Annotated in this window: 11 protein-coding genes; 4 read left to right on the top strand and 7 right to left on the bottom strand. The window is 65.1% G+C overall.

Annotated features, from left to right (window positions below; genetic code table 11):
- Positions 1-5: 5 nt before the first annotated feature.
- From gspI to gspC, 7 genes are all read right to left on the bottom strand, one after another.
- The gene (gene gspI / locus CMN27_RS11150; RefSeq protein WP_293626462.1) at positions 6-473 is read right to left on the bottom strand and encodes a type II secretion system minor pseudopilin GspI; all 468 of its coding nucleotides are present in this window, start codon (positions 471-473) and stop codon (positions 6-8) included.
- Complete coding sequence (gene gspH, locus CMN27_RS11145; protein WP_293626460.1) at positions 470-1,009, bottom strand: type II secretion system minor pseudopilin GspH; 540 nt, start codon at positions 1,007-1,009, stop codon at positions 470-472. Before gspH ends, gspI begins: the two co-directional genes overlap by 4 nt.
- Before the next feature lie 18 nt (positions 1,010-1,027).
- Positions 1,028-1,486 carry a type II secretion system major pseudopilin GspG gene (gene gspG, locus CMN27_RS11140; RefSeq protein WP_293626458.1) on the bottom strand — a complete coding sequence of 153 codons (459 nt, stop codon included), beginning with the start codon at positions 1,484-1,486 and terminating at the stop codon, positions 1,028-1,030.
- A gap of 88 nt (positions 1,487-1,574) precedes the next feature.
- Positions 1,575-2,789 (bottom strand): type II secretion system inner membrane protein GspF, encoded by a 1,215-nt coding sequence (gspF, locus tag CMN27_RS11135; RefSeq protein WP_293626456.1) that lies wholly within the window; start codon positions 2,787-2,789, stop codon positions 1,575-1,577.
- On the bottom strand, positions 2,789-4,339 hold the full coding sequence (gene gspE / locus CMN27_RS11130) for a type II secretion system ATPase GspE (RefSeq protein ID WP_293626454.1): 1,551 nt from the start codon (positions 4,337-4,339) through the stop codon (positions 2,789-2,791). Before gspE ends, gspF begins: the two co-directional genes overlap by 1 nt.
- 288 nt (positions 4,340-4,627) lie before the next feature.
- Complete coding sequence (gene gspD, locus CMN27_RS11125) at positions 4,628-6,712, bottom strand: type II secretion system secretin GspD (RefSeq protein ID WP_293626452.1); 2,085 nt, start codon at positions 6,710-6,712, stop codon at positions 4,628-4,630.
- Positions 6,713-7,570, bottom strand: a complete 858-nt coding sequence (gene gspC, locus CMN27_RS11120; protein ID WP_293626450.1) for a type II secretion system protein GspC — start codon at positions 7,568-7,570, stop codon at positions 6,713-6,715.
- Positions 7,571-7,669: 99 nt separating this feature from the next.
- Between gspC and CMN27_RS11115 the strand changes: the two genes are divergently transcribed.
- The 4 genes from CMN27_RS11115 to CMN27_RS11100 are packed head-to-tail and all read left to right on the top strand — an operon-like array spanning position 7,670 to position 11,458.
- The gene (locus tag CMN27_RS11115) at positions 7,670-9,538 is read left to right on the top strand and encodes an ExeA family protein (protein ID WP_293626448.1); all 1,869 of its coding nucleotides are present in this window, start codon (positions 7,670-7,672) and stop codon (positions 9,536-9,538) included.
- A gap of 3 nt (positions 9,539-9,541) precedes the next feature.
- Positions 9,542-10,378, top strand: a complete 837-nt coding sequence (locus tag CMN27_RS11110) for a general secretion pathway protein GspB (RefSeq protein WP_293626447.1) — start codon at positions 9,542-9,544, stop codon at positions 10,376-10,378.
- On the top strand, positions 10,378-10,989 hold the full coding sequence (locus CMN27_RS11105) for a DUF2845 domain-containing protein (protein WP_293626445.1): 612 nt from the start codon (positions 10,378-10,380) through the stop codon (positions 10,987-10,989). The genes CMN27_RS11110 and CMN27_RS11105 overlap by 1 nt, the downstream gene beginning before the upstream one ends.
- 52 nt (positions 10,990-11,041) lie before the next feature.
- The gene (locus CMN27_RS11100) at positions 11,042-11,458 is read left to right on the top strand and encodes a VOC family protein (RefSeq protein ID WP_293626444.1); all 417 of its coding nucleotides are present in this window, start codon (positions 11,042-11,044) and stop codon (positions 11,456-11,458) included.
- Positions 11,459-11,501 lie beyond the last annotated feature (43 nt).

Raw genomic sequence — 11,501 nt, 5'->3', positions numbered from 1 at the left:
CGCCATCAGAAGTTGGACCCGTAATCGCGGGCGGTATCGGCGTCGGCCTCGGTCGCATTGCCATCCGCGTTGGCGGGCGCGTTCTGAAGCGCGACATGCTGGGTGACGAAGCCGCTGAGCAGGGCGACCGAATCGGCTTCCGGCTCGCCGCTGTTGGGGTCGATACGGAATACGCGAACATCGATACGGCGTACGTCAGGGTCCGGCGATTCCTGAATTTCGGCTTCCCAGTGCCAGTTGGTATCGCCCATATCGGTGTCGCCGTCTTCCGTTCCGGTGCCGGGCCACTGTTCGGCGATCTGGTACTGCACCAGCTGATTGCGGGCCACCCACTGGGCGATCGTGCGGTCGTGAATATAGCGAGCATAGTCGGCATAGCGCGCGCCGCCGGAAACGAACGCCCCGAGCGCGAGCGCGATGATCGCGGTCGCCACCAGCACTTCGACCAGCGTGAACCCCTCTTCGCGTGTCATCGGGGGCCGTCGACCCGAATCATTTCGAGCGTGCCGCCCGCTTCGCCGGTGATGCGGTAGCGATAGTCGACGTCGTTGGCGTAAAGCTCGAGCTCGAAGGGCACGAACTCGCCGCTGGAGAGCAGCACTGCCTCGGGGCGCACGAGGTCTTCCTCGTCTTCGTCATCCTCGGCGCGTACCAGGCGGGGCCGGTCATCGCCGCGGTCGACCAGCACCAGAACGATGGCATCGCCCAGCTCGCGCGGGCGCAACGGCGTGTCCGGTGCGTTCAGCGGTTGCCAGCCGTCGTCGCCCAGGCGCAGGAAGCGATAGCCGCCGCGGGTGATATCCAGGCCGAGTTCGCGCCCGTAGAGAATCGCGTCGTCGGCGGCGGTCTGCAACAGGGCGTTGAGCCGATCGGCTTCGGTATCGAGCCGGTCGGCCGGACCGGTGGGGTTGATCGACAGCGACACGAAGGCCAGCACCACGCCGATGATCAGGGCAACGACGAGTACCTCGATCAGCGTGAAACCGTGCTGTTGACCCCGTGCCGGCACCTGCAAATCAACCGAGTGCTAGCTGTCCAGCGCCCAGTTGCCGATATCGGCGTCCGAATCCTCGCCGCCGGGGCGGCCGTCGCGGCCCAGCGTGTAGACGTCGATCTCGCCGTGTTCGCCGGGGTTGCGATAGTGATAGACGTTGCCCCAGGGGTCGGTCGGAATACGGTCAAGATAGCCGCCGGACTTCCAGTTGCGCGGCTCGGGCTGGGTGGTCGGCTTGTCCACCAGCGCGGCCAGACCCTGTTCCGTGGTGGGGTACTGGAAGTTGTCCAGACGATAGAGCTTGAGCGCGGATTCCACCGCGCGTATGTCCTGGCGGGCCTTGGCCACGCGCGCCTCGTCCGGGCGCGAGATGATCTGCGGCACGACCAGCGCGGCGAGAATGCCGAGGATGACCACCACGACCATGATCTCGATGAGGGTGAAACCGCCCTGTGCGCGCGGCGTTGCGGCGCGAAGCCCTTGTCGTGTCATGTCCTTCTACTCCTCGATGGCTATCGGTTCGGGTCGATGTATGAGTGTACGCGCGCCGCCCGTGCGCTCGTGCAACGCAGGCCGCGGCTTATTTGACCAGCTGGTTGAGGTTGAATACCGGCTGCAGGATCGCGAGCACGATAATCAGCACCAGGCCGCCCATGAGCAGGATCACGGCCGGGCCCAGTATGCCCATGACACCTTGCCGTAATGTTTCCACCTCGCGTTCCTGATGTTCGGCCGCGCGTCCCAGCATCATGTCCAGTTCGCCAGAAATCTCGCCGTTGGCGATCATGTGCAGGGTGATGGGCGGGAACAGCCGCTCGCGCCCGAGCGCGCGATGAATCGCATCGCCTTCACGCACGCGGGTGGAGGCCCGCTTGATGGCATCGCGCATGGGCAGATTGGTTACAACGTCGGCGCCGATGGTCATGGCATCGAGCGCCGGCACGCCGCTGCGGGTGAGAATGGAAAGCGTACGGGTGAAACGAGCGGTGTTCACGCCGCGCACGAAGCGCCCGATCAGCGGCAGCTTGAGAATGCGGGCCTGCACCGCACGCTTGAACGCGGGCCGGCGCATGCCGTAGACGAAGGCGGTGACCGCGGCCGCGATGATAAGTGCCAGCAGCCAGCCCCAGACGCGCAGAAAGTCGCTGACCGATATCAGGCCGGTGGTCAGCGCGGGCAGGTCGGCGCCGACGCTGTCAAAGACCTGTACCAGATCGGGTACCACGGTCGTCAGCAGCGCGATCACGATGGCAATGGCCACGATCGACAGAAACGCCGGGTAGATCAGCGCGGCCATGACCTTCTGGCGCATCGACTGCTGATCTTCCACGTAGTCGGCCAGGCCGTTGAGCACTTCGTCGATACGTCCGGACTGTTCGCCCGCGGCGGTGGTTGCACGATAAAGCTCGTCGAAGCTGTTGGGGAACTCGCCCAGGGCGTCGGCCAGGGTATGGCCTTCCACCACCTGCGAACGCACGCCGACGATGATCTTGCGTACCTTGTCGCTGTCGGTTTGTTCGGCCACGGCCTTGAGGGCTTCCTCCATGGGCAGGCCGGCATGGGTGAGCGTGGCCAGCTGGCGGGTGAATAGCGACAGTTCGGTGACGCTGATGCCGCGCCGGAAGGAAATACTGCGCGAGCCGCCGCTCTTGCGGTCGGAGACCTCGCTGACCTCGAGCGGGGTCAGCCCCTGTTCGCGCAGCTGGGCACGAATGGCACGGGCCGCATCGCCTTCGAGAATGCCTTTCTTTTCCCGCCCGCGGGCGTCAAGCGCGGTGTATTCGTAGGCGCCCATCAGCCTTCACGCGTGACGCGCAGCACTTCCTCGAGGGTGGTGTTGCCGGCCAGTACGTTGGCGACACCATCCGCGCGGATGCTGGGCGTGCTCTGGCGAGCATGTTTTTCCAGCTTCTGTTCCGAGGCCTGTTCGTGGATGAGGTTGCGCATTTCGTCGTCGACCACCACCAGTTCGTAGACGCCGGTACGGCCGCGAAAACCGGACTGGTTGCAGGCATCGCAGCCGGCGGGCTTGTAGAGCGTGGGCGGTGTGTTCGGGTCCACACCGAGCAGTTCGCATTCGCGCCGGTTGGCCTCGTAGGGGGTTCGACAGCTCTTGCAGAGCGTGCGCACAAGACGTTGCGCCATGATGCCGATCAGGCTCGAGGACAGCAGAAACGGTTCCACGCCCATGTCGCGCAGGCGGGCAATCGCGCCCACCGCAGTATTGGTATGCAGGGTGGAGAGCACCAGATGGCCGGTCAGCGAGGCCTGAACGGCGATTTCGGCGGTTTCCAGATCGCGGATTTCGCCGATCATCACCACGTCGGGGTCCTGGCGCAGGATCGCCCGCAGCCCGCGCGCGAAGCTCATGTCCACCTTGGAGTTGACCTGGGTCTGGCCGATGCCGTCGAGGTAGTACTCGATCGGATCCTCCACGGTCATGATATTGCGGGTCCGGTCGTTGATGCGGGTCAGCCCGGCATAGAGCGTCGTGGTCTTGCCCGAGCCGGTCGGGCCGGTGACCAGCATGATGCCGTGCGGCTTATGAATGAGTTCGTCGATCGCGGTGAGCGTATCGGCGGGCATGCCCAGCTGGGGCAGATCCAGCCGCCCGGCCTGCTTGTCGAGCAGACGCATCACCACGCGTTCGCCGTTGCCCGAGGGGATGGTGGATACACGCACGTCGACGGGGCGGCCGGCGATACGCACTGAAATACGCCCGTCCTGGGGCACGCGTTTTTCGGCGATATCGAGCTTGGCCATCACCTTCACGCGCGAAATCAGCCTGGGAGCGAGCTGGCGCGGCGGGTTGAGCACCTCGCGCAGCACGCCGTCCACGCGAAAGCGCACGGTCAGCCGCGCTTCGAACGGCTCGATATGAATATCCGAAGCGTTTTCCTTGATCGCCTCGGTGAGCAGCGCATTGATCAGGCGGATGATCGGCGCGTCGTCGGAGGATTCCAGCAGGTCGGCCGGCTCGGAGAGCGCACGGGCGGCATCGGACAGGTCCATGTCCTCGTCCATGCCCTCGACGATCTGCATGGACTCGTTGGCCTTGCCTTCGTAGTCGTGCTGGAGCAGGGCATCGAAAGAGCCGGCGTCCACGCGTTCGATGGCCAGCGGGCGTCGGCAGTAACGGCGTACTTCCGACAGCGCGGCCTGATTGACGGGGCTGCGTACGGTGACCTGCACGGCGCCGTCGCGTTCGCCCGCGAGCATGATCCCGTGGCGCTTGGCGAAGGCGAAAGGCAGCCTGTCGATGCTGCCGGCGCCCGAGGCCGGCGCGGCATCGCGATCGTGCTCGACGATCGGTTCGAGGCTGAGCGTTTCCAGGCTGTCGCTCATGTTTGCTCCTGCCGGTGGCGGCTAGGGCCTGTTAACGCTAGCGAAATCGCCGCGCCGCGGCCCATTTTGTACAAGACACTGCGCGGTGCGCGTGGTGTGGCTTTGCGACATGAGCGCGCTGCAATGCCGGATTGCACAAAAATGGCCCGCGTCCCGACGGGTTGCGTCCAGAAATCTACCATGCCGCGTTGCTCGTCGTTCATTTGGCTCACCAAACATCTCTCCCCGCGCCTTGCCGGGCGAATTTCCGGAAGGCAACGCGACGATCGGCGTGAGTGTTAACCGGCCCTAGAAATCGTCACCGCGGCGTTTTCCGCCGCCGTTGCCACGCTCGCTGTCGCGTACGCTGCTTGTATCGCTGCTCACGCCCGAATCCCGCGAGAACGAGTCACGGTCATCATAGTCTTCGATCGGCGGTAGCTGCGGGCGCTGTTCTTCACCCATCAGCGGGATGCTGGTTTCGGCCTGCTGTTCCTGCAGCGAACGAATATAGTTGTACTTCTTACGGGTGAAGTAATCGGCTTCGCCGCCGCCACGAAGAATGGTGGGGCGGATGAAGTTCAGCAGGTTGCGCTTGTCCTTGGTTACGGACCGATTGGTGAACAGCGCGCCGAGGATCGGGATATCGCCGAGCACCGGCACTTTCTGTTCCGTCTCAGTCACCTGGTCGTCGATCAGGCCGCCGAGCACCAGGATCTGACCGTTCTCGACCTCCACGGAGGTGGTGAGCGTGCGGTTGTTGGTAATCAGGTCCACCGCGCCGGTCGCGCTCGAGCCCTGGGCGATGCTCGAGACTTCCTGGTCGATGGTCAGCTGAATCGTATCGCCCGCGCTGATCTGCGGGGTGAAGCCGAGCGTCAGGCCCACGTCCTTGCGCTCGATGGTCTGGAAGGGGTTGGTCAGGCCGTTGGTGGCACCGCCGCCGGTGGTACCGCTGGTGTAGTTGCCGGTCACGAACGGGACTTCCTGGCCGACCTTGATCTCGGCTTCCTCGTTGTCGCGGGTAATCAGCGATGGCGTGGAGAGCACGTTGGTATTGGTATTGCCGGACAGGGCGTTCACGAGCACCGCAAAACTGGTGCCGCTGTCGTTGATGGTGCCCAAGCCGAGATTAATGCCCTGCTGGACGAGATCGAGCGGCGTGCCGTCGAGCGCGAGCGAGGGCACGACATTCAGCGTTCTCTGATCGAGAATGCTGGCCGCCGCCGGTCCGCCGTCTTCAAACGCGGCCACGTTCACGCCGAGCTGGCGAGAACGCGAGAGCGTGACTTCCGCGATGATGGCTTCGACCAGCACCTGGCCGCGGCGGATATCCAGCTGATTAATGACCTGCTTGATCTCGCGCATCATATCCGCCGGCGCCGTCACAACGAGGGCATTGGACGCCGGCTCGGCGATTACGGTGACGCCGTTGGCGCTCGCGCCGCCGGCCGAGCGCGTGGCCGCGTTGCTACCGCTGGCCGAGGTCGGGTTGCTGGCACTGCTCGCTGTCGCGCCGTTACCGCTGGCGAAGTTCTGCAGGACGGGGGCCAGAGATTCGGCGTCGGCGTAGTCGAGATAGACGACCTGGGTGCCGCCGGTCTGTTCGGTGGCCGTGTCCAGATCGGCGATGATGGCACGCAGGCGCAGACGTTCCTTGCGCCCGCCGCTGATGATCACGCTGTTGGTGCGCTCATCCGGGATCACGCTGAAGTTGACCGCGGCCGCATTGCCGCTCGAGCCGGCCTTGAGTTGGTCGATCACTCGGGCGACTTCCGGCGCACTCGCATACTGCAGGCGGATCGTCTCTACATCCTGCAGGCCGTTGCGATCGATCTTGTTGACGATCTCGGCGATGCGCTCGGCGTTGGCTTCGCGGTCGGAGATGATTAGCGTATTGGAAGCCGAGTAGGCCGCCAGATGGCCGTATTGCGGCACCAGCGGACGCAGAATCGGCACCAGCTGATCGGCCGGCACGTTGGACACCGAAATCACCCGGGTCACGATATCTTCGCGGGTCGAGCTGCCGGACCGGCCGAAGCCGCCGTCCTGCTTGGCGTTGATCTGCGGGATGATCTTCGTGATTTCGCCCGAAGGCACCGCCGCGAAGCCGTGTACTTCCAGCACCGACAGGAAGGTTTCATAGAGTTCGGCCGGGGTCATCGGCTCGGTCGACAGAACCGTGACATCGCCCTTGACCCGTGGGTCTACCACGAAATTGCGGCCGGTCACCTCGCTGACGGTGGCGATCAGGGTAGTGATATCGGCGTTCTTGAGGTTGAGCGTGAACGCATCGCCCGAACCACTGGCGCCCGACTGGGCCATCGCGCTCTGACTTACGGCAAGCAGTAGAAGTGCAAACAGGCAGAACCGGCGCAGAACAATAGCTGTCATCTAGAAATTCACCGTAACGGTACGTTGCTGGCCATCGCGTTCGAGCGTTACGGACGCGCTGCTCGCCGACGCGAGGTTGCTCAACAGCTTGAGCGACGCGGCCGGGTTGTCGAGCGGCTGTCCGTTAACGGCGGTGACCAGTTCCCCCGATTTCAGGCCGGCCTTTTCGAAAAGCCCTCGGTCGGCCCCCGGATAGATCCGGTAGCCGACGAGGTTGCCGTTTTGTCGCTCCGGCTGCAAGCGAATGTAGCGCTGCGCATTGGCCGGGTTTGCCAGGATCTGCTCGCGCACTTCACCGAGGTCGTCGGCCAGCTCGCTGGAGACGGCCTGGGTGCGTTGTACGCCGGTCATGTTACGAGCTTGTTTCACGCTTTCCAGCGTCAGCGTCTCGTAGCGGCCGCTACGATCCAGAATCACGCGATTGGCATAGATCGCATGCAATTTCACGCCGTTACCGATGTCACCGCCGACGGCATAGCTGTCCTGATCGTTGCGCCCGCTCTTGATGAGCGCTCGCGAACGATCGCCGTTGGCTTCCGAAATGATGCCGGTCAGCACCAGATTGAGCCGTGTTTCCGGCGCGTCGATGATCTCGCGCTGCTCGGCCGCGCGGTCGGCGACCGACTGTTCACCAAACAGATGGGCGCTGGCGATGGTATCGACGTCCACGGCACTGTCCTGTGCCGCGGCCTCGGCACGCGTGGTGGTGGTAGGCATGAGCTCGTTTTCATCGGCGGGCCAGGCCAGCCAGAACAGGCGCGCCAGCGACAACGCGATGAGAATCACGAGCAAAATGTTGACGATTTCCGGCAGCCGGCCAAGCCAGCGCTGGGCGTCGCGTGAGAGTTCAACGGCCATGCGGGCAAGTCTACCCCAGCAGAAAGCGTCTGCGGTTGTGATGCATCGAATTTCACTTGGCCGCATGCCAGTTTGCTCGGCCGCGGGTGGAGGTTAGACTTGGCGGGTTGCCGCCTTCCCTGTTTTCTACGCATGTATCTGCGCTATTACGGCTTTGACGACTACCCGTTTTCGGTTACCCCGGATCCGGCGTTCCTGTACCTGAGTGCCAGCCACCGCGAGGCGCTCGGGCACTTGTTGTATGGCGCGGGCGAGCACAGCGGCTTTGTCGCCCTGATCGGCGAAGTGGGTACGGGCAAGACCACGCTCATCCGCGCGCTGGTCGAAAACGACATGCCCGACCTCGATATTGCCCTGTGCTGGAACCCGCATCTGGAAGTGCGCGAGTTCGTGGCCACCATCTGTGACGAGTTGGGTGCGCCCTACGACGCCCGCCGGGATACCTCGCTGAAGGATCTGGTGGATCGGCTCAACCAACACCTGCTGGCCACCCATGCCAACAATCGGCGTACCGTGCTGGTCATCGACGAGGCACAGAACCTCAGCCGCGGCGTGCTCGAACAGCTGCGCCTGCTCACCAATCTGGAAACACACAAGCACAAGCTGCTGCGCATCATTCTCGTAGGCCAGCCCGAGCTGGAACAGCTGCTGGCACGCCACGACCTGCGCCAGCTCTCTCAGCGCATTACCGCACGCTTTAAGCTCAAGCCGCTCGGCTATTCTGAAACCCGGGCCTATGTACAGCATCGCCTGCGCCTGGCGGGCGGCTCGCAACACCTGTTCACGGGTACGGCGCTGCTGGCCATTCGCCAGACTACCGGCGGTATCCCGCGGCTGATTAATATGGTCTGCGAGCGTGCGCTCATGGGCGGCTATGCACACTCGCGGGCGCGTATCGGCGCACCCATGGTGCTGCGCGCGGCGGCAGAAACACTGCCGCGCGAACGGAGGTCGCGCTGGCTGCGCGTGGCCGTGCCGGCACTGAGTCTGTCGGCGCTGGCGCTCGCCGGGGCGCTGGCCTGGTATCCGGGCATGGAGCTCGGTCGGGCGGCCGAGTGGGTGCAATCGTCTCATCTCTCCAGGGATGATTCGGTGTCGCAAGAAGCGAGCGCCGCGCCAGCCGTTCAGGCCGATGCCGATGCGGAGGCCGAGGACCGCGGCCACGGCGGCGACAGCTACGGGCCCGAAGGCCAGGACGCCGGCGAGAAGGCCGCCGAGCCCGAGGGCGAGCAAGCGTTGGCCGCGGCCGCGGAACAGGCGGGCGTGCCGACCGCCGCCGAGGGCGCGCAGCCGGAGGCGGCAGACGACGACACCCAGCTCAGCAGCGACAGCGGCGGTGGCATGAGTGCCCGGGATGCCGCGGCACTCGAAGGCGTGCCCACCGGCGATGCCACCATCACCCAGCTGCTCCGGCTGTGGGGCGTGTTCGGCGCCCAGGTGCGCAGCGGCTGTGCGAACCTGCGTATCGGCGATCTGCGTTGTCTGGCCGACACCGGCGACTTTTCCATTATCAAGCGTTACAACCGACCGGCGCTGCTCACCATTCAGCGCGACGGACGGACCCACAAGGTGCTGTTGAGCTCGCTCGAAGAAGGCGACGCGACGCTGGTGGGCAGTGACGGCACGCGGCGTATCTCTCAGGCCGCGCTCAAACAACTATGGACGGGCGAATTCGAGGTGGTCTGGCGGGCCGATTCCGGTGTCGGCCTGATTCAGCCCGGTGCGGTCGGCTCTGCGGTGGTATGGCTACGCAAGCGCCTGGACCGAATCGATGGCCAGAACCCGGAAACCCGGCTGGGGCCGGCGTCGCCGGTGTATGACGACGCGCTCGAACGCCGGCTGCGCACCTTTCAGACCGCCAATGATCTGAAGGTGGACGGAATCGCCGGCCCGCGTACGCAGATGATGCTCAACGGCGCCGTGCCTTCGCCGGGCTCGCCGGCGTTGATCCCGGTGGCACAGGAGTAGGCCGTGTCGTATCTCGTCGATGCGCTGAAAAAAGCCGAGCGCGAACGTCACGAAAATCAACGGGCTGACCTGCGTTCGCTGGCCGGCGGCGGCCCTGCCTCCACCCCCGGCGGCACGGCCCTGCGCTGGCTGGTGGGCATACTCGTGGCCTGTAATGCAGCGCTGCTAATCTATCTTTTCTTGCCGGCCGCGGTGTCGGACGCTTTCGTGGCGCCGGCCCCCACCGTCGAGAATACGGGCGCATCGGCGCCGTCGGTGCCGGTGGCCGAGCCCAGCCCGGTGGTCGGGACCGGGCCGGCGCAGCCGGACGAAACCGAGCCGCGGCGTTTGCTGGACGATGGCGCATCCGCAACTGCGGCTGCACCCGCGCCGCCGGCGGATTCCGCCGATGTAGCATCCTCGCCCGCGGTGGCGGGCCAGGATGCCTCGTCAATGCCGGCACGGGATACGTCTTCGAGCCCGACCTTGCCGCCGGCAACGCCCCGCGTTGACGACGGCCGCTTCGATACGTCTGCGCCGGCGTCCCAGGCCGATGATCGGCCTGCGACACGGGGGCAAGTCACCTATTCGGCCACGCCGCTGGACGACGACGCTGATTACGTGGAGGATGAATCGCGCTCGGCCCCGGTCAGCGACACGGCGCCGCCCGGGGCGCCCGATGTGGCCATCAACGGCCATTTGTACAGTTCGGTACCGGGACGCAGCTTCATTCTGGTGGGCGGCCAGCGCTACCACGAGGGCGAGCGTCTGGTGGCCGGCCCCGCGGTGGAGAGCATCGATGCCCGCGGGGCAACGCTCAACTACCGCGGCCAGCGCTACCACGTACGGGGACCCGGCTGATGAACACGAACCGATTATTCCGGCCATTCGTCCTGGCCACCGCGCTGATCGTCGCCGCCGGTGTGCTGGCTACGCCGGCCCGCGCCGATAATCTGCGCTGCGGTGGCTCGCTGGTACAGGAGGGCGATCCGGCCGCGGCCGTGCGTTCGAGCTGCGGCGAGCCCGACTTCGTCGACCCCTGGATCGGCGGCGTGGATATTGCCTACGGCGCGGTACCCAATATGGAAGCCTGGACCTACAACCGCGGGCCGGGGCGTTTGCTTCAGGTGCTGATATTCCGCGATGGGCGGCTCGACCGCATTCGCGAGGACGGCTACGGATTTCGTGTGCCCGCGGGACCGTCTGAATGTCAGCCGGCCAGCATCACGCGTGGCATGAGCAAGTATCGACTGTTGGTCGCCTGCGGCCAGCCCGCCCAGAAAAGCGGCGGCTATGTGTTGAGCACGCGTGGTTCTCAGAGCACTTATGATTTCCGCCGACGCGGCGTGGTGCCGGTGTATCGCGAGCAGTGGATCTTCAATTTCGGCAGCAGCCGGCTGTTGCGCGAGGTCACCCTCGAAAACGCTGTCGTGGTCGAAACCGATACGCTCGATCGCGGCTACGACGATTAGACACTGCCCGGTGCGCGCCACCGTGCGCGGGCCGGGCCCATCGGGTTAAGCCATGCCAAAACTCAACGGTGTACTCGAAACGGTGCTCTATACCCGCGACATGGCGGCCGCACGGGCGTTTTTCGAATCCGTGATGGGGCTGGACGCACATACGGCCGATCATCGCTTTACCGCCTACGCGCTGGACTGGAACATGCTGTTGCTGTTCGCGGTGGGGGAGACCACGGAAACCGTGCAGCTGCCGGACGATATGGGCACCATCCCGCCGCACGACGGCGAAGGCCGGCAGCACGTGGCCTTCGCGATCGAAGACGAGGCGCTGGCAGCTTGGGAGAAACACCTGGGCGCACACGATATCGCCATCGAAGGCCGTACCCGTTGGCCAAAGGGTGCGGTGAGCCTTTATTTCCGCGATCCGGACGGCCATTTGCTCGAGTTGGTCACCCGCGGCATCTGGCCCAACTACTGAGGCGAGCACGCCCCCAGGCGCAGCAGGCTCCTGTCGTGGCCCC

Origin of the sequence: Salinisphaera sp., from assembly GCF_002729955.1 — a bacterium.
Classification (GTDB): Bacteria; Pseudomonadota; Gammaproteobacteria; order Nevskiales; family Salinisphaeraceae; genus Salinisphaera.
The sequence above is the reverse complement of the archived record's forward strand: the minus strand, read 5'-3'. Positions and strand labels throughout refer to the sequence as shown.